This window comes from Brevundimonas sp. UBA5936, assembly GCA_002430835.1.
Lineage (GTDB): Bacteria > Pseudomonadota > Alphaproteobacteria > Caulobacterales > Caulobacteraceae > Brevundimonas.
This window is the reverse complement of record DJDA01000044.1, coordinates 1-20677: the sequence shown is the minus strand read 5'-3', so window position 1 is coordinate 20677 and position 20677 is coordinate 1. Positions and strand designations below refer to the sequence as shown.

Annotated in this window: 22 protein-coding genes and 1 pseudogene; 8 read left to right on the top strand and 15 right to left on the bottom strand. The window is 68.3% G+C overall.

The window, feature by feature from the left end:
* Positions 1-239, top strand: a pseudogene (locus B2Y21_RS04585) (hypothetical protein); the annotation flags it as partial.
* A 221-nt stretch (positions 240-460) separates the two neighbouring features.
* On the opposite strand, the gene B2Y21_RS04580 reads toward B2Y21_RS04585, so the two are convergent.
* The 9 genes from B2Y21_RS04580 to B2Y21_RS04540 form a co-directional block, all read right to left on the bottom strand.
* Entirely contained in the window at positions 461-1081 is a 621-nt protein-coding gene (locus B2Y21_RS04580) for a DUF1134 domain-containing protein (protein WP_292057414.1), read from the bottom strand.
* 159 nt (positions 1082-1240) lie between these two features.
* Positions 1241-3634 (bottom strand): phenylalanine--tRNA ligase subunit beta, encoded by a 2394-nt coding sequence (gene pheT / locus B2Y21_RS04575; protein ID WP_292057412.1) that lies wholly within the window; start codon positions 3632-3634, stop codon positions 1241-1243.
* Positions 3631-4050 carry a hypothetical protein gene (locus B2Y21_RS04570; RefSeq protein WP_292057410.1) on the bottom strand — a complete coding sequence of 140 codons (420 nt, stop codon included), beginning with the start codon at positions 4048-4050 and terminating at the stop codon, positions 3631-3633. The genes pheT and B2Y21_RS04570 overlap by 4 nt, the downstream gene beginning before the upstream one ends.
* A 17-nt stretch (positions 4051-4067) precedes the next feature.
* Positions 4068-5144, bottom strand: coding sequence for a phenylalanine--tRNA ligase subunit alpha (pheS, locus tag B2Y21_RS04565; protein WP_292057409.1), 1077 nt, complete (start codon positions 5142-5144; stop codon positions 4068-4070).
* 88 nt (positions 5145-5232) lie between these two features.
* The gene (gene rplT / locus B2Y21_RS04560) at positions 5233-5586 is read right to left on the bottom strand and encodes a 50S ribosomal protein L20 (protein ID WP_087141803.1); all 354 of its coding nucleotides are present in this window, start codon (positions 5584-5586) and stop codon (positions 5233-5235) included.
* A gap of 109 nt (positions 5587-5695) precedes the next feature.
* Positions 5696-5893 carry a 50S ribosomal protein L35 gene (gene rpmI / locus B2Y21_RS04555; protein WP_003166435.1) on the bottom strand — a complete coding sequence of 66 codons (198 nt, stop codon included), beginning with the start codon at positions 5891-5893 and terminating at the stop codon, positions 5696-5698.
* A 173-nt stretch (positions 5894-6066) separates the two neighbouring features.
* The gene (locus tag B2Y21_RS04550; RefSeq protein WP_292057406.1) at positions 6067-7332 is read right to left on the bottom strand and encodes an MFS transporter; all 1266 of its coding nucleotides are present in this window, start codon (positions 7330-7332) and stop codon (positions 6067-6069) included.
* A 92-nt stretch (positions 7333-7424) separates the two neighbouring features.
* The gene (gene infC, locus B2Y21_RS04545; protein WP_003166438.1) at positions 7425-7946 is read right to left on the bottom strand and encodes a translation initiation factor IF-3; all 522 of its coding nucleotides are present in this window, start codon (positions 7944-7946) and stop codon (positions 7425-7427) included.
* A 145-nt stretch (positions 7947-8091) separates the two neighbouring features.
* Positions 8092-9054 (bottom strand): glycosyltransferase family 9 protein, encoded by a 963-nt coding sequence (locus B2Y21_RS04540; protein WP_292057404.1) that lies wholly within the window; start codon positions 9052-9054, stop codon positions 8092-8094.
* Positions 9055-9134: 80 nt separating this feature from the next.
* Here B2Y21_RS04540 and B2Y21_RS04535 point away from each other — a divergent pair, with 80 nt between their 5' ends.
* On the top strand, positions 9135-9875 hold the full coding sequence (locus tag B2Y21_RS04535; protein WP_292057402.1) for an alpha/beta fold hydrolase: 741 nt from the start codon (positions 9135-9137) through the stop codon (positions 9873-9875).
* Between the two features lie 31 nt (positions 9876-9906).
* Here B2Y21_RS04535 and hslU read toward each other — a convergent pair whose 3' ends face one another.
* Together hslU and hslV are read right to left on the bottom strand one after the other, a co-directional pair.
* Entirely contained in the window at positions 9907-11214 is a 1308-nt protein-coding gene (gene hslU, locus B2Y21_RS04530; protein WP_292057400.1) for an ATP-dependent protease ATPase subunit HslU, read from the bottom strand.
* A gap of 72 nt (positions 11215-11286) precedes the next feature.
* Complete coding sequence (gene hslV, locus B2Y21_RS04525) at positions 11287-11856, bottom strand: ATP-dependent protease subunit HslV (RefSeq protein ID WP_292057398.1); 570 nt, start codon at positions 11854-11856, stop codon at positions 11287-11289.
* 166 nt (positions 11857-12022) lie between these two features.
* On the opposite strand from hslV, the gene B2Y21_RS04520 reads away from it, so the two are divergent.
* Together B2Y21_RS04520 and B2Y21_RS04515 are read left to right on the top strand one after the other, a co-directional pair.
* Complete coding sequence (locus B2Y21_RS04520) at positions 12023-12433, top strand: BLUF domain-containing protein (protein ID WP_200168262.1); 411 nt, start codon at positions 12023-12025, stop codon at positions 12431-12433.
* Between the two features lie 61 nt (positions 12434-12494).
* On the top strand, positions 12495-13241 hold the full coding sequence (locus B2Y21_RS04515) for a HesA/MoeB/ThiF family protein (protein ID WP_292057417.1): 747 nt from the start codon (positions 12495-12497) through the stop codon (positions 13239-13241).
* 35 nt (positions 13242-13276) lie between these two features.
* Here B2Y21_RS04515 and B2Y21_RS04510 read toward each other — a convergent pair whose 3' ends face one another.
* Positions 13277-14263 (bottom strand): 2-hydroxyacid dehydrogenase, encoded by a 987-nt coding sequence (locus B2Y21_RS04510; protein WP_292057394.1) that lies wholly within the window; start codon positions 14261-14263, stop codon positions 13277-13279.
* 119 nt (positions 14264-14382) lie between these two features.
* Between B2Y21_RS04510 and B2Y21_RS04505 the strand changes: the two genes are divergently transcribed.
* The 3 genes from B2Y21_RS04505 (at position 14383) to fabB (ending at position 16802) form a co-directional block, all read left to right on the top strand.
* Positions 14383-14889, top strand: coding sequence for an SH3 domain-containing protein (locus B2Y21_RS04505; protein ID WP_292057392.1), 507 nt, complete (start codon positions 14383-14385; stop codon positions 14887-14889).
* Positions 14890-14969: 80 nt separating this feature from the next.
* On the top strand, positions 14970-15509 hold the full coding sequence (gene fabA, locus B2Y21_RS04500) for a 3-hydroxyacyl-[acyl-carrier-protein] dehydratase FabA (RefSeq protein WP_125899477.1): 540 nt from the start codon (positions 14970-14972) through the stop codon (positions 15507-15509).
* 63 nt (positions 15510-15572) lie between these two features.
* A complete protein-coding gene (gene fabB / locus B2Y21_RS04495) occupies positions 15573-16802 on the top strand; it encodes a beta-ketoacyl-ACP synthase I (RefSeq protein ID WP_292057389.1) in 1230 nt (409 codons plus the stop codon).
* Positions 16803-17130: 328 nt separating this feature from the next.
* Here the strand turns inward: fabB and B2Y21_RS04490 are convergent, their stop codons facing one another.
* Both B2Y21_RS04490 and B2Y21_RS04485 read right to left on the bottom strand, forming a co-directional pair.
* Entirely contained in the window at positions 17131-18477 is a 1347-nt protein-coding gene (locus tag B2Y21_RS04490; protein WP_292057387.1) for a S1C family serine protease, read from the bottom strand.
* 127 nt (positions 18478-18604) lie between these two features.
* Positions 18605-19795 carry an acyl-CoA dehydrogenase gene (locus tag B2Y21_RS04485; protein WP_292057385.1) on the bottom strand — a complete coding sequence of 397 codons (1191 nt, stop codon included), beginning with the start codon at positions 19793-19795 and terminating at the stop codon, positions 18605-18607.
* Positions 19796-19936: 141 nt separating this feature from the next.
* Between B2Y21_RS04485 and B2Y21_RS04480 the strand changes: the two genes are divergently transcribed.
* Positions 19937-20203 (top strand): DUF6356 family protein, encoded by a 267-nt coding sequence (locus tag B2Y21_RS04480; protein ID WP_003166451.1) that lies wholly within the window; start codon positions 19937-19939, stop codon positions 20201-20203.
* 14 nt (positions 20204-20217) lie between these two features.
* Here the strand turns inward: B2Y21_RS04480 and B2Y21_RS04475 are convergent.
* Positions 20218-20677 (bottom strand): hypothetical protein (locus tag B2Y21_RS04475; RefSeq protein ID WP_292057383.1); only part of this gene is annotated, 460 nt, incomplete at its 5' end.

The following is a 20677-nucleotide window of genomic DNA, read 5'->3' as shown; positions in this document are numbered from 1 at the left end:
CGACCGCCGCCGACATCGTCACCGCCTGGGCCGCCGAGCGCCTGGGCCTGCCGCACCCGCCCGAAGTCGATTGGACCGACCCCGAGGTCAGCGAGGCCATGCGTCGCTTCTATCTGGACTCCAAACGCGTCTCCAACGCCCGCGCCAAGGCCGAACTGGGCTGGCGTCCCCGCTACCCGTCCTACCGCGAGGGCTTGGAGGCCATCATCAGGGGCGACGAACTCGAAGACCTGCGTTAGGTTAGGAGTTTAAATTGGTGCGCCGAGCAATGAAGATGTCACGGACTTTGCCGCTATATATGGCGGTTATACTGGCTTGCAGTGCTGTGGGCCTCGGCGCCTTCGCGGCGGCCGCTCAGCAAACCACAGGCGTGCGGGCTCAGGCGCGTAAAGCAATCGCCACCTGCGGCCCAGGCCAGGTGGCGACCGTCACCAAGAGTGGTTTCGTCTGTTTCTGAGGGTCAGAAAGGCAGGATGTTGCGCTGGCGGCTGTAGCTCATGGTGCCGACATTGGCGCCCAGACGCACGCCGACGCCGGTGCGGATCGGGGCCAGGACGATGCCGTCCGCGCGCTGATAGTTCACGCCCAGGCCGGCGACTAGATAGGCCGAGCCCTCGACGCCGGGATAGCGGCGATAGAGCATGTCGGGATGGAACAGGCCGTAGACCAGGGTGAAGACCCGGCTGGCGTTGCCGCCCCAGTCCCAACCGATGGAGGCGCCCTGCCAGAACACCTCCTGCGAGGCCGACAGATCCTTCATGTGCAGGGCGCCGCGGCCGTAGCGCAGGCCGGCGACGACGGCGCCCGCGCCTTCCTCGCCCGCGATATAGGCGGTCGGGCGGTCGCCCTGTTCGGCGAAGATGCGCTCGATGGCGCCGCCCACGGTCTCGGCGGCGATGCCCAGTTCCCGTGAGCCGGCGGTGACCAGTTCGTCAAAGGTGTAGGCCTGGGCCCGCTGATCGGACGCGATCGGATAGTTGGGATCGGCGGGCGGGCGGCTGGCGCAGGCGCCGAGACCGGCGGGCAGGGCGCCGGCGGCGGCGAGGCCGAGGCTGGTGCGGATCAGTTGGCGGCGGTGCATGGTCGAGGCTCCCGGCTAAGGACGGTCCGCCCGTCGTCGCGGGCTTGGCCTACCGTCCGTGCCTTTTACGGCAGCCTTGGGGCTTTAAGGTTAACCGAAGATTGCTTGACCGCAGAAGTTCCGGCGGCCCGTGTCTCAGGCCGCCGGATTTTTCTGTCTTCAGGCGCGCAGGGTTCCGCCCGCCTTGGCGGCGGCGGCCTTGATCTTAGCTGTCAGGGCTTCGATCTCGGCCTCGCCCAGGGTGGCGGCGCGGGGCTGGACCTCGACCTCGATGGCGACCGACTTCTGGCCCTCGGGCACGCCCTGGCCGCGATAGACGTCGAAGACGCGCACATCGGCGATCAGGGCCTTGTCGGCGCCCGCCACGGCGCGGGTCAGGTCGCCCACGGCCTTGGCCTCGTCCATCAGGAAGGCGAAGTCGCGGGTCAGCGGCATCAGGTTCGGCAGGTCCGCCGCACCGCGCGCCTTGCCCGCCTTGCCCCGCGGTTCAGGTACGGAATCGAGCACGATCTCGAAGGCCAGCATGGGACCGTCGGCGTCCAGGGCCTTCAGCACGCGCGGATGCAGGGCGCCGAACTCGACGATGACGTTCTTGGGCCCCAGCTGCAGCCGGGCCGAGCGGCCGGGGTGCCACCAGTCGCGGTTCGACCCTTGCGCCAGTTGCAGGGAGGCGACCGGCGCGCCGATGTCTTCCAGCACGGCCATCAGGTCGCCCTTCAGCGCGAACAAGGGATCTTCCCCCGCCCCGCCCCAATGACGGTCGGCGTGCGGCGCCACCAGGCCCGCGATGACGGTGCGCTGGCCGTTCGGCTGATCGTCCAGATAGATGGGGCCGATCTCGAACAGGGCGACGTCGGCGTGGCCGCGCGCGGCGTTGCGCGCCGCCGCCTGGATCAGATTCGGCAGGGCCGAGGGCCGCATGCAGTCCAGATCGGCCGCAATGGGGTTCTCCAGCACCAGACGCTCGTCCCCGCCGCCGAACAGGGCGGCGATCGACTGTTTGGTGAAGGACCAGGTGACGGCCTCGGCATAGCCCAGGGCCGCCAAAGCGCGACGGGCCGTGCGCACGCGCGCCTGACGCGGGCTCAGCACTCCGCCGGGGGCCGGGGCGACCGGCGGCAGGGGCGCATCGGGCAGGGCGGCGTAGCCCTCGATGCGGGCGACCTCCTCGACCAGATCGGCCGGGCCCTCGACGTCGCGACGCCAGGACGGCGGCGTCACCGACCAGGGCGAGCCGCGCATGACGGTGAAGCCCAGGGCGAACAGGATCTCGAAGATCCGGTCCTCGCCCAGGTCCATGCCCGCCAGCCGCTTCACATAGGCCGGATCGAAGGCGAAGGCGGCCGGCGCGGCGGGAGCCTCACCCGCCACCGTGACCGTCGACGGCTCGCCGCCGCACAGGTCCAGGATCAGTTGCGTCGCCAGCTCCAGACCGGGGACGACCGAGGCCGTGTCGACGCCGCGCGCGAAGCGGTACTGGGCGTCGGAGCTGACGCCCAGCGAGCGGCCCGTCTGGGCCGTGACGATGGGGTCGAACCAGGCGCTCTCGACGAAGACGTCGACCGTCTCGTCCGAACAGCCGGTGGAGACGCCGCCCATGACGCCGCCCAGGCCGATGGCGCGCTGGCCCCCGGAGTCGGCGATGACGCAGTCGGCGGCGCCCGGCGCATAGGACTTGCCGTCCAGGGCTTCCATCTGGTCGGCGTCGCCGCGACCAGCGCGCACCACGATCCCGTCGCCCGACAGGCTCGCCAGATCATAGACGTGCAACGGCCGCGCGCGGTCGTAGGAAATCAGATTGGTGACGTCGACGAGGCGGTTGATCGGACGCAGGCCGATGGCCGTCAGCCGCTGTTGCAGCCACTCCGGCGACGGGCCGTTCTGCACGCCCCGGATCACGCGGCCGGCGAAGACCGGGCACAGCTCGGGCGCCTCCAGCGTCACCGAGACGGGGCTGTCGAACGCGCCGGCGACCGGCACGATCTCCGGCGTCGTCAGCTTGCCCAGCCCGGCGGCGGCCAGGTCGCGGGCGATGCCCGCCACGCCCAGCCAGTCGGGACGGTTCGGCGTCACCTCGAAGTCGATGACCGGCTCGGCGCCGAACACGCCGGCGGCGGGCTGGCCGACCTGCAGGTCGTCGGACAGCTCCAGAATGCCGTCGCTCTCGTCGGGCAGTTCAAGCTCCGCGCCCGAGCACAGCATGCCGTTGGACACCACGCCGCGCACCGGCTTCTCGACCAGGGTCACGCCCAGACCCGGCACATAGGCGCCGATCGGCGCATAGATGGTGGTCAGGCCCGCCCGCGCGTTCGGGGCGCCGCAGACGATCTCCTTCAGGCCGTCCACGGTCTCGACCTGGCAGACCTGCAGGCGGTCGGCGTTCGGATGACGCTCGGCCGAGATGATCTTGGCCACGGTGAAGGGCGCCAGGGCGGCGATAGGGTCGTGGACCTCCTCGACCTCCAGCCCGGCCATAGTCATGGCCTCGGCGACCTGATCGACCTCGGCCTCGGTGTCGAGGTGGGCCTTCAGCCAGGAAAGCGTGAACTTCATTGGGTCGCACTGTCCTGGGGCTGCGCCAGGGCCTTGGCCATGTTGTCGAGGAAGGCGGACGAGCCGGTGAAGCCGACGCCCAGGAAGTTGCAGTTGATGAACTGGCAGTTCTTGAACGGGATCGGGCCGGTCACGCGCTGCGGGCCCTGCGGGCTCAGCATCAGGTTGCGCGGATCGCCATGGGCGTCGCCCATGTTGCAGCCGTCGAAATTGCAGCCTTCCAGCGGCAGCAGCACGGCCGGTCCCTCGATCAGGCAGTTCTCGAACCGGCGGTTCTCGATGACCATGGACCCGGCGCGCGCCGTCTCCATGAACAGCTGGGGCAGCCAGACCGTCTTGTTCGCATAGTCGGGGCCAGGGCCCAGCAGCTCCAGGACGATCGGTTCAGCGGCGGCGGTGTTGGTCGCGTCGGTCATGGGATGTCTCTCTCGATTCAGCTGAGGCCCGACGCCGGGTTCGGCGCGGCGAAGGCGGAGAAGCCGTAGTGCGCCAACCAACGCGTATCGGCCTCGAACATGGGGCGCAGGTCAGGCACGCCGTATTTCAGCATGGCCAGGCGGTCGACGCCCATGCCGAAGGCGAAGCCCTGGTACTCGTCCGGGTCGATGCCCGCATTGCGCAGCACGTTGGGATGCACCATCCCGCACCCCAGGATCTCCAGCCAGTCCTCGCCCTCGTTCAGGGTCAGCTTGCCGCCGGAACGGTCGCAGCGGATGTCCATCTCGGCCGAGGGCTCGGTGAAGGGGAAGTGGTGCGGGCGGAAACGGGCGTGAACATCATCCAGCTCGAAGAAGCGGGCGATGAAGGTCTCCAGCGTCGTCTTCAGATGGCCCATGTGGATGTCGCGGTCGATCACCAGGCCTTCGATCTGGTGGAACATCGGCGTGTGGGTCGCGTCGGAATCCTTACGGAAGGTGCGGCCCGGCGCGATGATGCGGATCGGCGGCTTCTGCGACATCATGGTGCGCACCTGCACCGGGCTGGTGTGGGTGCGCAGCACCTTGCGCTCGCCCGTTTGCGGGTCGGGCTTCAGGAAGAAGGTGTCGTGCATTTCCCGCGCCGGATGCTTGGGCGGGAAGTTCAGGGCCGTGAAGTTGTGGAAGTCGTCCTCGATGTCCGGCCCCTCGGCGACCGAGAAGCCCATGTCGGCGAAGACAGCGATCATCTCGTCCATGACCTGCATGGTCGGGTGCACCCCGCCCTTGCGGCGCGGGCGGCTGGGCAGGGTCAGATCGACGCGCTCGGCCAGCAAGCGGGCGTCCAGTTCGGCGGCTTCCAGCTCGGCCTTCTTGGCGGTCAGGGCCGACGACACCCGGTCGCGCAGGCCGTTGATGACAGGGCCGCGCTCGCGGCGCTCATCAGGGCTCAGCGCCCCCATGCCTTTCAGCAGGCCCGAGATCGAGCCGGACTTGCCGAGGGCGGCGACGCGGATGTCCTCCAGACCCGCCACGCTCTCGGCCGAGCCGATGGCGTTGATAAGGTCCAGTTCCAGTTGAGCGAGATCGGTCATGCAGGTCGTCTAGCCGCTAGGATCGAAAGCAAAAAGCCCCCCGGCGCGAACCGGAGGGCTTTTGCTTCATCCCGTGAGGGAGAAAGGCTTAGGCCAGGGCCGCGCGAACCTTGTCGGCGATGCCCTTAAAGCTGGCTTCGTCGGCGGCGATCGTCGACAGAACCTTGCGGTCCAGCTCGATGCCGGCCTTGGCCAGACCGTGCATGAACTGCGAATAGGTGAAGCCTTCCAGGCGAGCCGCGGCGTTGATGCGCTGGATCCACAGGGCGCGGAACGAGCGCTTCTTGTTGCGACGGTCGCGGTAGGCGTACTGACCGGCGCGATCCACCGCAGCCTTGGCGGTGCGGATGGTGTTCTTGCGGCGGCCGTAGAAGCCCTTGGCCTGCTTCAGGACTTTCTTGTGCTTGGCGTGGGACGTAACGCCCCGAGTGACGCGAGCCATTTTGGTTTTCCCTTCGGGAAGTCCCTACCGCTCGGCCCGCTGGGCCTCGCTGCTTGAGGGACTTAGTTCAAATTCTATGCGGTTGAGAGATCGTGTCTGCGTGCGCCGATCAGGCGTACGGCATGTAGGACTTGATCTTCTTGGCGTCGGCGTCGGCCATGACCGAAGTGCCGCGGTTCTGGCGGATGTACTTCGAGTTGTGGCTGATCAGGCGGTGGCGCTTGCCGGCCACGCCAGCCTTGACCTTGCCCGTCGCGGTGAATTTGAAGCGCTTCTTGGCGCCCGACTTCGTCTTCAGCTTCGGCATTTTCACTCTCTTTATTGAGGGGTCTACCGCCCTTCGGGCTACTTGAGCCCCAAGGTCAGATGACCGATTTAAGACCGCCCAGGCATGCCTGTTCGCCCGGCGGTCCGGTACGCGAAGGCGCGGCTTCTACGCCAAACGGGCGCCGGAGGCAAGAAGAGTCCGCATGAACGGGCTCAGACCTGGGCCGCCCGACGGCGCGCGGCGCGCCCGGCGTTGATCGCCATCATCGCCGCCGGAACCGTCAGCACCGCTCCGACCAGGAAGGGCCAGTCCGGCCCCACGGCGGAATAGAGGATGCCCGCGACCATGGGGCCGACGATGCGCGCCATCGACCCCGCCGCCATGTTCAGCCCCAGCATGGCCCCCTGCCGATCCGGCGGGGACGAACGGCTGATCAGGGCCGAGATGTTGGGCATGGCCAGCGACATGCCACAAGCGCCGATCCCCATGACGATGGGAATGATCCACCCGGCCGACACCGGAATGACGAACAGCCCCAGGTCGATCTGCGTCGCGGGGAACCAGGCCGGCGGCGCGACCACCTGCAAGATAAGCGACGTCCCGAACAGCAGCATGCCCGCCGCCAGCACCCGCGCCTCGCCGAAGCGCCGCGCCAGCCGACCAGCCAGCAGCCCCTGGTTCACGGCCGAGACCAGACCCACGATCATGAAGCTGAGCCCCACCTCGCGCGCCGTCCAGGCGTAGCGATGCTCGGCCCACAGGCCGAAGGCGGCCTCCATCGCCGAGAAACCCGCCAGATAGATCAGGCTGACCACCAGGACGCGCGACACCACCTCGTCCGTGCGGGCGAACTGAATCCCCGACAGGAAGGCCGGACGCGGCGCCGCCGGATCGGCCTTGGCCCGGCTCTCGCGCAGGAAGAACATCACCCCCAGCGCCGCCAGCACCGCCGCGCCCGAGGCCGCGAAGATCGGCAGCTGATAGCCGACATGACCCATCTGCGGCTGAGCCAGCAGGCCGCCCATGCCCGGCCCGACGATGAAGCCCAGGCCGAAGGCGGCGCCGATCAGCCCCATGCGCCCGGCCCGGCGCTCGGGCGGTGTGACGTCGGCGATATAGCCCTGGACCGTCGAGATATTACCCGCGCCCAGCCCGGTGAACATCCGCACCAGGATCGCCGCCCAGATGTTGGGCGCGAAGGCCAGCAACAGATAGCCCACGGCGTTGGCGCCCAGGGTGATCAGCAGCACCGGCTTACGCCCGATCCGATCCGACAGCCGCCCCCAGAAGGGCTCGGCGAAGAACTGGCCCAGAGAATAGGCCGAGAACATCAGGGTGATCTGCCACGGCTCAGCCTGAAGGCTCTGGGCGAAGAAGGGCAGTAGCGGCACCACCAGGCCGAACCCGACCAGATTGATGAAGACCACGGCGAACAGCACCGCCAGGGTCGGCGTCCCCGCGCCGGAAGCCTTTGTCATCTGCGCCGTCATTCGTTCTCGTCTCGCCGGATAGTAAGACGCCCCAGCCATGCGGCCGGGGCGTCTTCAACGTCTTCAGTTCAAGTCCGCGATCAGCGGGGCGCCAGGATCATGATCATCTGGCGGCCTTCCATCTTGGGCGCGAACTCGACCTTGGCCTCTTCCTCGAAATCGGCCTGGACCTTGTTCATCAGCTTCATGCCCAGTTCGGGGTGGGCCATTTCGCGGCCCCGGAAGCGGATGGTCACCTTGACCTTGTCACCGTCGTCGAAGAAGCGGTGCATGGCCTTGGCCTTCACGTCGTAGTCGTGCGTGTCGATGTTCGGCCGAAGCTTGATTTCCTTCAGCTCGACGACCTTCTGACGCTTGCGCGCCTCGGCCTTCTTCTTCTGTTCCTGGAAACGATGCTTGCCGTAGTCCAGAATCTTGCACACCGGCGTTTCGGCGTTGGCGACGATCTGAACCAGGTCCAGGCCCGCCTCCTCGGCGGCCTCCAGCGCAGCCGACAGCGGCATGACGCCCTGTTTTTCCCCGTTCTGGTCGATGAGCAGAACGCGGGCGGCGCGGATATCCTGGTTGATGGGCGGCCCGTCCTTTACGGGCGGCGCTTGCATGGGACGGCGAATGGGCGTCGTTTCCTTATGTGATCAGAAGATAGGCGAAACTGGTTGCGAGGATTCAGCGCGCAAGGCTGCCGCTGCGTTCCAAGCGGCCGGAATATGGCGACGCAAGGCCGCTATTTCAAGGGATTTCGGGCCTTCAGGCCTTTGCGGCCCCTTCAGCGACATAGGCGTCGTGCAGGTCCAGCACCGCATCGAAGACATGATCGACGCTCAGATCCTCGATCGGGGCGAATTGGCCGCGCGTCTCATTGGACGCCGCGGTGCGCGTCTTCGGCCCCCACGGCCCATAGAGCCACCACTCGGTCGGGCCGAACAGCCCCAGCGTCGGCCGCCCCAGCGCCGCCGAGACGTGCATCAGGCCGCTGTCGTTGCCGACAAACAGGGTCGCCCGGTCGATGGCGGCGGCCGAGCACAGGATGTCGCCCTTGCCCACGCAGTCGATGGCGCGCGGTCCCGCCGCCTCCAGCGCCGGGGTCGCGGGCGGCCGGTCGCCAGGGCCGCCGACGGGCATGAAACGCCAGCCGTCGAAGCGCGGCTCGGCCTTCAGCTTCTCGACCAGAGCGCCCCAACGGTCGGCGGGCCAGGACTTGCCCGGCTGGTGCGCGATGGGCGCCAAAGCGATGATCGGGCCGGGACCGGCGCCGCCTGCCAGTTGCGGGTCGATGACGGCGGCCGCCTCAGCGCGGGCCTGATCGTCGAGGTAGATTTCCGGGTCCAGCGGCGTCGGCGAACCCATCAGGCGCGACACCATCTCGACCTTGCGCAGGCCCGTCTCCCAGCGACGGTTGTAGACGATGCGCCGCCTGGCCGGGATCAGATAGGCCAGGGCCGAGCCGCGGATGTCGACGACCATGTCCCACTTGGTCCCGCGCACCTGCTTCCACAGATCGACCCAGTGTCCGGCGGCCTTCTTCTTGTCGAGGATGATGACGCGCTCGACGTTCGGCGCCGAGCGGAAGAAGGGGGCGGGCGGGCGGCCGCAGGCGACGGTGATCTGAACCCCCGGCAGCTGGCGCGCGATCTCGCGGATCACGCCCGAGGAGATGACGCAGTCGCCGATCCGGTTGGAGCTGACGAAGAGGGCTTTGGGTGCGGACAAGCGGGGGCTCTCGCGGCCTGTGAAGAGACCCGGTCTCTGCTAAAGCCATTCCGCGAGGAATGACAGTCCGAGGAGTTTTCATGTCCGACGTCCAGACGCTGCAACGCCCCGACGGTGAGACCCTGGCCTTCAAGGCGGTCGAGGGCGCCGGCCCGACGGTCATCTGGATCGGCGGCTTCCGCTCGGACATGGAGGGAACCAAGGCGCTGGCGCTGGACGCCGCCGCCCGCGAGCGCGGCTGGAGCTATGTGCGCTACGACCACTTCGCCCACGGCGTGTCTTCAGGAGACTGGAAGCAGGCCACCATCGGCCGCTGGCGTGAGGACGCCATCGCCCTGATCGACAGTCTGGACGGCCCGGTGATCCCGGTCGGCTCGTCCATGGGCGGCTGGGTGGCGCTGCTGGCGACGCTGGCCCGACCGGAGCGGGTCAAGGGGGTGGTGCTGGTCAATCCGGCGCAGGACTTCACCGAAAAGCTGATGTGGCCGGGTCTGGCCGATCATGAGCGTCAGGCCATCCTGCGCGAAGGCGAAACGGTCATCACCGAGGAAGGACTTGGCTCCTACGTCCTGACCCGGCGCATGTTCGAGGAGGCCCGCGACTGGCTGCTGCTGGACGGCAGGATCGACATCACCGCGCCGATCCATGTGCTGCAAGGCCGCGCCGACGACGTGGTGCCGTGGCGCCATCAGGTCGAGCTGGCCGAACGCCTGAGCGGCGGCGACCTGCGCCTCGACCTGATCGAAGGCGGCGACCATCGGCTGTCGAGCCCTGCGGAACTGGAGCGGTTGGTGGAAGCGGTGGAGGCGATGCGGGGCTGACCCCGCACCGCCGCGACAGCGGATCAACCCATCACAGGATGAACCGGCTCAGGTCGACGTTCTTGGCCAGGTCGCCGACCTTCTCACGCACCTTGTCGCCGTCAAAGGTCAGAGTCTGGCCCGACAGGTCCGAGGCCTTGAAGCTGGTTTCCTCCAGCACGCGCTCCATCACCGTCTGAAGACGGCGCGCGCCGATGTTCTCGACAGTGGAGTTGGCGGCCACGGCGACGTCGGCCATGGCCTCGACCGCGTCGTCGGTGAAGACCAGTTCGACCCCTTCGGTCGCCAGCAGGGCCTGGTTCTGACGGATCAGATTGGCCTCCGGCTCGGTCAGGATGCGCTTGAAGTCGTCGCGGGTCAGGGCCTTCAGCTCGACCCGGATCGGCAGGCGGCCCTGAAGTTCCGGCAGCAGGTCCGACGGCTTGGCGACATGGAAGGCGCCCGAGGCGATGAACAGCACATGGTCGGTCTTCACCGGGCCATACTTGGTCGAAACGGTCGTGCCCTCGATCAGAGGCAGCAGGTCGCGCTGCACCCCTTCGCGCGACACGTCGGCGCCGCCGCCGCGATCCTGACGCGCGGCCACCTTGTCGATCTCGTCCAGGAAGACGATGCCCTCGTTTTCGGCCAGCAGCAGGGCTTCCTTGGTCAGGCTTTCCTGATCCAGCAGCTTGTCGCTCTCTTCGGTGACGAGGGGCGCCAGGGCGTCGCGCACGGTCAGCTTGACCGTCTTGGTGCGGCCGCCGCCCATCTTGCCCAGCATCTCCGACAGGTTCAGCAGGCCGACGTTGCCGCCGCCGCCCGGCATGTCCAGCCCCTGCAGCGGCGAGGCCGTATCGGCCAGGGCGATCTCGATCTCCTTGTCGTCCAGTTCCCCAGCGCGCAGCTTCTTGCGGAAGGCCTCGCGCGTCGCGGGCTGGGAACCCGGTCCGACCAGGGCGTCCAGGATGCGTTCCTCGGCCTGACCTTCGGCGCGGGCCTTGACGCCCGAACGGCGCTTGTCGCGGACCATGACCAGGGCGCTCTCGACCAGATCGCGCATGATCTGATCGACGTCGCGGCCGACGTAGCCGACCTCGGTGAATTTGGTCGCCTCGACCTTGAGGAAGGGCGAGCCGGCCAGACGCGCCAAACGCCGGGCGATCTCGGTCTTGCCGACCCCCGTCGGGCCGATCATCAGGATGTTCTTGGGCGTGACCTCGTCGCGCAGGTCGTCCGGCACGCGCTTGCGGCGCCAGCGGTTGCGCAAGGCCACAGCCACGGCGCGCTTGGCGTCGTCCTGGCCGACGATGAAGCGGTCCAGCTCGGAGACGATTTCACGGGGAGACAGATCAGTCATGGTTCAGACGGTCCAGAAATACGCATATCAGGCGCTCAAGCAGCAAGCCGCCGCGCGGCGAGCGATAGCGCCCTACAGACTTTCAATGGTGAGATTGCCATTGGTGTAGACGCAGATGTCGGCGGCGATCTTCATGGCCTTGCGGGCGATCTGTTCGGCGTCCAGTTCGGTGTGCTCGTCGATCAGGGCGCGGGCGGCGGCCAGGGCGTAGTTGCCGCCCGAGCCGACGGCGGCCACGCCGTATTCCGGCTCCAGCACGTCGCCGACGCCGGTGACGGTCAGAATGGTGTCCTTGTCGGCGACCAGCAGCATGGCCTCAAGCCGGCGCAGATAGCGGTCGGTGCGCCAGTCCTTGGCCAGTTCGACGCAGGCGCGGGCCAGTTGGTCCGGGTACTGCTCCAGCTTGGCTTCCAGCCGCTCGATCAGGGTCAGGGCGTCGGCCGTGGCTCCGGCGAAGCCCGCCAGCACCTTGCCGTTCGCCAGGGTGCGCACCTTGCGCGCCGCGCCCTTGACGATGGTCGGTCCCATGGAGACCTGGCCGTCGCCGGCGATGACGGTGCGGCCGTTCTTGCGCACCGCCAGAATGGTGGTGCCGTGCCAGTCGGGAAAGTTCGAGGCGCTCGTGTTCATGGCGAATGACATGGCGAAGCCCGCCGTCCGCCGCAAGATCAGGCTTTGTCGCAACCGCCCGCACAAAGCTTAACCATAAGAGATTCTTAATCGGCCCATGACAGGGGAACGCCCCCGGCCGCCCCATCATCTCGCCGTCCGCGAGGCGGGGGAGGCTGCGTTTGCGTTTCGAGTTCCCTTGCCCCTGCACCGCGCCATCTATGTCAGCGACGCCGTCGGCGGCGCGGCGACCAGCCTTCTGATCCTGGCGGAGATCCTCGGCGAGTCCGAGCGCAACAACCGCCGCGAAGGCCTGACCAGCGCCCTGATGCGCCACGGCGGCCAGTTCCTTCAGCTCATCGAAGGCCGCCGGGCCGACATCGACCGCCTAATGGACCGACTGCGGATCGACCCGCGCCATGAAAACCTGCGCCTGTTGTCCGACATGGCCGTCTCCGGCCGCCGGTTCGGCGACTGGCCCATGATCCTGGCTGATCTGACGCCCGAGGCGGCCCGCCTGTTGAACGGCGAGGCCCTGGACCAGCTCAGTCCCGCGCGCGCCGAGACCCTGCTGGCCCTGGCCGTCGGGGTCGCGCCCGTTCCGGCCTGACGCATCCGTCCGACTGCGCTAGACAGTCGGCGTGACCCAGCCTTCCGCCCCTCTCGCCCCGGTGCGCTTCTCCGACGAGGAAGTCGAGCGCTACGCCCGCCAACTGGTGCTGTCCGAGATCGGCGGTCCCGGCCAACAGGCGCTGAAACGCGCCAGCGTGCTGATCGTCGGCATGGGCGGGGTGGGCAATCCGGCCGCCCTCTATCTAGCCGCCGCCGGGGTGGGGACGCTGGGGCTGATCGACGACGACACGGTCGCCCTGTCCAATCTTCAGCGCCAGATCGCCTTCACCACCGACGACCCCGGCCGCGCCAAGGTCGAGGCGGGCGCCGAACGCCTCCACGCCCTGAACCCGCACGTCACGGTCCAGACCTTCAACCAGCGCGTCACCCCGGACAGCGCGGCCGCCCTGATGCAGGACTTCGATCTGGCGCTGGACGGCACCGACGATTTCGAGACGCGGCTGGCCGTTAACGCCGCCTGCGTGGCGGCGGGCAAGCCGCTGGTGTCCGGCGCCTTGGGCCGCTGGTCGGGGCAGGTGTCGGTGTTCGAAGGGCCGCCCTGCTACCAGTGCCTGGTGCCCGAGATTCCGCCCGACGCCGAGACCTGCGCCCGCGTCGGCGTGGTGGGCGCCCTGGCCGGCGTCATCGGCGCCATGGCGGCGCTGGAGGCGATCAAGCTGATCACCGGCGCGGGCGAGCCGCTGACCGGCCGCCTGATGCTGTACGACGGCCTGGCCGGAAGCAGCCGCGTCGTGAAGATCGCCGCCGATCCGGCCTGCCCCGTCTGCGGGTCAGCTCACGCCTAGACTCATTGTTCTGGAGCGAAGATCTGAGTTTCGCTCTACAGCATCGCTGGACTGACGCGATCCGGCGGACGGTGGCCGTTCTGATAGGTCATGATGTTGGCGATCACCCGGTCGCCCATATCCTGACGCGCCTCGATCGTGGCCGAGCCGAGGTGAGGCAGCAGCACCACGTTCGGGCGGCCGATCAGGCCGGGATGCACCTTCGGCTCGTTCTCGAACACATCCAGGCCGACGCCGAACAGGGCGCGGCGGTCCAGCGCCTCGACCAGGGCGGCCTCGTCGATCAGTTCGCCGCGCGCGGTGTTGACCACGATGGCGTGCGGCTGAAGCCGGGCCAGACGCTCGGCCGACAGAAGATGGTGCGTCTCCTTCGTCGCCGGGCAGTTCAGCGAGATGACGTCCATCCGCGCCAGCATCTGGTCCAGATCGTCCCACCAGGTGGCGCCCAGCTCCTCGGCGATCATGTCGGGGACGGGCTTGCGGTTGTGATAGTGGACCTGCATGCCGAAGGCCTTGGCGCGGCGGGCCAGGGCCTGACCGATACGGCCCATGCCGACGATGCCCAGACGCTTGCCCCACAGCTTGCGGCCGCACATCCAGGTCGGGCTCCAGCCCTCGAAACGCCCGGCCTCGACCACGCCCGCGCCCTCGACGATGCGACGGCTGACGGCCAGGATCAGGCTCATGCCCAGATCGGCCGTGTCCTCGGTCAGGACGCCCGGCGTATTGGTGACGATGATGCCGCGTCCGACGGCGGCGTCGATGTCGATGTGATCCACGCCCGCGCCGAAGTTGGCGATCATCTTCAGCTGTTCGCCTGCGCCTGCGATCAGTTCGGCGTCCAGATGGTCGGTGATGGTCGGCGCCAGCACATCAGCCCGTTGCAGGGCCGCGGCCAGTTCATCGCGCGACATGGGCCGGTCGGTCAGGTTCAGCTCGGCGTCGAAAAGTTCGCGCATCCGCGTTTCGACCACGTCAGGCAGGCGTCTGGTTAATACGACCTTAAGCTTGCGAGCAGACATAGGAGACCTGGGTTTTCCACGGGCGGCGCCCGTTCGGAACGGGTCGATATTCGGTGTCTAGCAAAGCTGCGGTCAGGTTCAAAAGGGCGCCTCGCGTCGCGGCCCTCGCCGCTGTCCTCATGACCGGCGTTCTGTTGGCGGCGGGCTCGACCATGCCCGACGGCCGCCCGACCCCGACGGGGCTGGAGGTGCCGCGCTGGGTGACGCTGAAATCGTCGCAGGTGCGAGCGCGCCAGGGGCCGGGCCTCGACTACCGCATCCTGTGGGAATATCGCGCCGCGGGCCTGCCGGTGCAGGTGATCGCCGAGACGCGCGAATGGCGCAAGATCTGCGACCCGGAAGGGTCCGTCGCCTGGATCCACCGCACCGTCGCCTCGGGCCGCCGCAGCGTCTTCAACCGCTCGGACGAAGCGGTGCCGATCCGCACGGGCCGGTCCGAGACCGCCTCGGTCCGCGCCCTTTTGTCGCCGAACGCCCTGATCCCCCTGGACGAGTGCGAGGACGGCTGGTGCCGGGTGCGGGCGCGCAAGCTGCGCGGCTGGGTCGCCGAACGCGCCGTCTTCGGAACCCAGGAACGGGCTCTGTGCAACGCCGCCCGGCCGGCCGGCGCCGGTCGCGCCTCCTGATCTCATATAGTGACGGCATGGTTGAGCGCGGCCTCTGGGTCGTGTAACCCGCCAGCAACACCTTTCGGAGCCGATTTCCCTTGAGCCAGTCGCAATATCCGTCGTCGTTCGATCACGAAGGCCTGCTGGCCTCGGGCCGGGGCGAGCTGTTCGGTCCGGGCAACGCCCAGCTGCCGGCCCCGCCCATGCTGATGTTCGACCGGATCAAGACCATCAGCGCCGACGGAGGCGACTACGGCAAGGGCTATGTCGAGGCGGAACTCGACATCAACCCGGACCTCTGGTTCTTCCAGTGCCACTTCATCGGCGATCCGGTCATGCCGGGCTGCCTGGGCCTGGACGCCATGTGGCAGCTGGTCGGCTTCTACCTCGGCTGGATCGGCGGACCGGGCAAGGGCCGGGCGCTGGGCGTCGGCGAGGTCAAGTTCACCGGCCAGGTGACGCCGGACGTCAAGAAGGTGGTCTATAAGGTCCACCTGAAGCGTGTCATCAACCGCAAGCTGGTCATGGGCATCGCCGACGGCGTGCTCGAGGCCGACGGCGAGGTCATCTATACTTGCGCCGATATGCGCGTCGGCCTGTTCGGCGGCGCGGCCCCGGTGGAACCGGACGCCGCCTGACCCCACTTGATGGATAGCCGCGGCCAACGCGGCGTCCGCAGACTTTGTAGGATTGGAAACACCATGCGGCGTGTCGTCGTCACCGGACTGGGCATCGTCTCTTCCATCGGCACCGGCCAGGATCAGGTCGCGGCCTCCCTGCGCGACGCCAAGTCGGGCGTCCAGCACGCCGCCGACCACGCCAAATACGGCTTCCGCTCCCAGGTCTGGGCGCCGCCCGCCCTGGGTCATACGGCCGAGGACTGGGCGCCGCTGGTCGACCGTCGCGCCGCGCGCTTCCTGGCCAACGGCACGGCCTGGGCGCACATCGCCTTTGAAGAGGCGCTGAAGGACAGCGGCCTGTCCGCCGACGAAATCAAGAACGAGCGCATCGGCCTGATCGTCGGCGAGGGCGGCCCCTCGACCCAGGTCATCCTGCAGGCGGCGGCCACCACGGTCGAAAAGGGCTCGCCCAAGCGCGTCGGCCCCTTCGCCGTGCCCAAGGCCATGGCGTCCGGCCCCTCGGCCGTGCTGGCCACCTGGTTCGAGCTGAAGGGCATCAACTATTCGATCAGCTCGGCCTGCGCGACCAGCGCACACTGCATCGGCGCGGCCGCCGAGCAGATCGCCTGGGGCAAGCAGGATGTGGTCTTCGCGGGCGGCTGCGAGGACATCGACTGGTCCATGTCGAACATGTTCGACGCCATGGGCGCCATGTCCTCCAACTTCAACGACACCCCGGACAAGGCTAGCCGCGCCTATGACACGACGCGCGACGGCTTCGTCATCGCCGGCGGCGCAGGCATCGTGGTGCTGGAAGAGTACGAACGCGCCGTGGCGCGCGGCGCGACCATCTACGCCGAAGTCACCGGCTACGGCGCCAACTCGGACGGCTACGACATGGTGGCCCCCTCGGGCGAGGGCGCCGAGCGCTGCATGAAAATCGCGCTGGAGATGGCCGGCAACCCGAAGATCGACTATCTGAACCCGCACGGCACCTCGACGCCGGTCGGCGACTTGAAGGAGATGGGCGCGGTGCGCAACGTCTTCGGCGACGCCATGCCGATGATCTCCTCGACCAAGTCGCTGACAGGCCACTCGCTGGGCGCAGCGGGCGCGCAGGAAGCCATCTACTGCCTGCTGATGATGAAGCACGGCTTCGCGGCCGAGAGCGCCCACATCGAGAACCTGGACCCCGAGTTCGAGGGGATGCCGATCCTGCGTCAGCGCCACGACGGCGAACTGAAGCACGTCATGTCCAACAGCTTCGGCTTCGGCGGCACCAACGCCACCCTGATCCTGTCGAAGGTCTAAGCTTCACCGATCGGGAAAATACGAAACGACACGAAAACGCCCCCATTCGGTCCTTCGCCCGCCCGGAACGGCGCGCACACATGCATCATCGGCCCGTCGGAGTTCGGAAAAGTCCCGGATCCTGAACAGCCCCCCCAGCCCCCTGGATTTTTCCGCGTAAAGGGCTTCGGCGGGTCGATGCTTCCTCCAAGCGACGCCCGCGCCTGCCCCTCCTCCCCCTCCCCGGCAGCGCGGGCGTTTTGCTGTCCGCTTCCAGCCAGACGCACAAGACTTCGCCCGCGCGACGCCGGGTCACGCGGGCGATTCCATAGAGCTTCAGATGGCGCGATCAGGCCGGCAGGTCGATCTCGACCCGTTCGTTGTCGCGCAGCACGATGACCGGCACGACCGTCTCGCCCGCCGCCTGAAGCCGCTGGGCCAGATCCTTCATGTCGGCGATCTCGGCGCCGTTCGCCTGAACCACCACATCACCGGCCTGGAAGCCGGCGGCGGCGGCGGAAGACCCGGCCTCGACCACGGCGATCTGAGCCCCGCGTCCTGAAGCCAGATTGCGCACCGTCAGGCCGCGCGCCATGGCCGCTTGCGCGCCGACGCGCACCGGCGCCGGATCGGACGGCTCGATCGTCAACCGGGTCGAGGCCTCACGGCCGTCGCGCAGATAGACGACCGGCATCTGGGTTCCGGCGCGAGCGATGCCGACCGTGGCCTGGACCGAACCGGCGTTGGCCACCGGGCGGTCCTGGATGCGCGTCAGCACGTCGCCGGGCTTCAGCCCCGCCTTCTCGCCCGCCGAGCCCGGCTCGACGTCATAGACCACGGCGCCGCGCACGATGTTCAGCCCGACCTCGCGCGCACGCTCGGCCGTCAGGGAGCCGAGGCCCAGGCCGACGCGGCCGCGCTTGACCTCGCCGGTGGCGCGCAACTGATCGACCACGAACATCATGATGCGCGTCGGCACGGCGAAGGCGATGCCGTCGTTGCCGCCGCCGAAACCGCCCGACAGGATGGCGGTGTTGATGCCGATCAGGCGCCCCCGGCTGTCCAGCAGCGGCCCGCCCGAATTGCCCGAGTTCACCGCCGCGTCCGTCTGAATGTAGTCCTCGATGGCGTCGCCCATGCCCGAGCGGTTCAGGCCTGAGATGACGCCCATGGTCAGGGTCTGGTCCAGGCCCAGGGGATAGCCGACCGCGAAGGCCAGGTCGCCGCTGCGCAGGGTGTCGGAATCCACCGTCGCCACCTGCGACAGGCCCGTGGCGTCGATCTTCAGCACGGCGATGTCCGTCGCCTTGTCCGCGCCGATCAGGGTGGCGTCGAACAGCCGCCCGTCGATCAGGTCGACCGTGAACTTCTGGCCGTTCTCGATGACGTGGTGGTTGGTGACGATGATGCCTTCGCGCGTGTCGATAATGACGCCCGAACCGCCCTGCGAGGGCTTGGGGTTGTTCGCCGAGGTGGGGCCGCGCGACTGACCCAGGGTCGTCACCTGAACCACGGCGGGCAGGCTGTCCTCCAGGCCGGCGGCGAAGGTGAAGACGCCGCGTCGGGCGTCATAGGGCATGGCCGCCACGGGCGACTGGACGGTGGTCGCCGTCGCGGCCGCGGGCGCAGCCTGAGCCATGCCGCTGAAGCTGAAGATCGCCAGGGCGGCGCCGGCCAGCAGGCTGTGTTTCGTCATTCCGATTTCCTTCAGGCGCCGACCGCCTTCGGCCGACAGACGGGCGAGCATCGCCGCCCCGCAGGCGAGACAAACGCGCGACAACGGCAAAGGATCGTCGCGTCGCGCGTTTTCTGCAACGCTTGTCTCAGAAGGCGGCTTCGCCCGTGATCGCACGGCCCAGGATCAGGGCGTGGACGTCGTGCGCGCCCTCATAGGTGTTGACCGTCTCCAGGTTCATGGCGTGGCGCATGACGTGCAGCTCGCCGGTGATTCCGGCCCCGCCGTGCATGTCGCGGGCCTCGCGCGCCACGGCCAGGGCCTTGCCGCAGTTGTTGCGCTTCATCAGGCTGATGGCCTCGGGAACCCAGGCGCCCGTGTCCAGCAGACGGCCCAGGGCGTAGGCGCCCTCGAAGCCGAGGAAGATCTCGGTCTGCATGTCGGCCAGCTTCTTCTGCACCAGCTGGCGCGACGACAGCGGGCGGCCGAACAGGGTGCGCTCGGCCACATAGTCGCGGCTGGCGTGGAAGCAGAACTCGGCCGCGCCCATGGCGCCCCAGGCGATGCCGAAGCGCGCCTTGTTCAGGCAGGAGAACGGCCCGCGCAGACCCTGCACGCCCGGCAGGATGTTGGCTTCCGGCACGAAGACGTCGTTCAGGCCGATGTCGCCCGTCACCGAGGCGCGCAAGCTGAGCTTGTCGCCGATCTTGCCCGTGGTGAAGCCGTCGAAGTCGCGCTCGACGATGAAGCCGCGGATCACGCCGTCAAGCTTGGCCCAGACGATGGCCAGGTCGGCGATCGGCGAGTTGGTGATCCAGTATTTGCCGCCGTTCAGACGATAGCCGCCGTCGACCGCGACCGCCGTGGTCTTCATCGAGGCCGGGTCCGACCCGCCGTCCGCCTCGGTCAGGCCGAAGCAGCCGACCAGCTCGCCCGCCGCCATCTTGGGCAGAAACTTCATCTTTTGCTCTTCGGAACCGAAGGCGTAAATCGGGTACATGGCCAGCGACGACTGCACCGACATGGCCGAACGATAGCCGCTGTCGATCGCCTCGACCTCGCGGGCGATCAGGCCATAGGCGACGTGCGACGCTTCGGAACCGCCGTACTGTTCCGGCAGCATGGCGCCTAGGAAGCCCATCTCGCCCATCTCGGTCATGATGGCGCGATCAAACACCTCGTCGCGGAAGGCGACGACGACGCGCGGCAGCAGGGCCTCGCGCGCATAGGACCGCGCCGCGTCCTGCACCATCCGCTCCTCGTCGGTCAGACGGCCCGTCAGGTCGAAGGGGTCTTCCCAGCGGAAAGTTTGGGCGGAAGTGGTCTTGCCGTCGGCCATCGGTCGTCCTTTTAGATCTCGGCAGGGGCCTCACGCGAGGTTGAAGCGGCGTGACGAAGCGCCCCCTGTTGCTACGGCGGGTTTAGGCCAGAATGCGGCGGCCGGGTAGAGGGACCGGCGCGAACACGCTAGGCTGTCTTCATGTCGAACGCTTTCAACCGCCTGTTCCGCGATCACCCGCGTGAGGTCGACGAGACCTATCTCGAACATATGGCCGCTTCGTCGCGTTTCGGCTTCAAGCTGCTGCGCCTGGCGGGGTGCGCCTTCATCCATGCGGTGACGCCCGGCCTGCACAAGACCACGGTGTCCGACGCCATTCGCGGCATGGCCCAGGACATGGGCGGCCGCGCCGCAGAAGCCCGCGAATGCCGCATGCGCGACGCGGGCGTCTGGGACGTCGGCCTCTAGCCCCTGATACGCCGTCAGTCCGGCGTCTGGGTGCGGCTGTAGAAGCCTGAGATGTCAGAGCCCATGCCGCAGAAGCGGTTAGCGGCCGTGCTGTCCTCGACGAAGGCGCCTTCCGGCCCCACGCGCACCGTGACGACCGGCGCGTCGGCGCCGATGTCGGCCGCCGTCAGTTCGTTCAGCTCCCCTTCGAACGGGATCAGCTTGGCGTGGATGACGTCGTCGCGGTCCTGGGCGCCGCGCGCCTGAAGCTCGCAATCCGCCGCCGTGGCCCCGCCGTTCGGAACGCCCCCGGCGCGGATCAGCACGCGCCATTCGGCGCCTTCCTCGATCAGCTTGAGGTCAGCCTGGGCCGGATCGGTGCGGCGGAAGTCGGCGCTTCTCTCGGCGGCGGCCAGGGTCGTTGCGGGGGCCGTTGCGGGCGCCGTCGCCGCAGCGTCTTCCGCCTTGGGCGCGGCGGCGGGCGCTTCGGCCGGG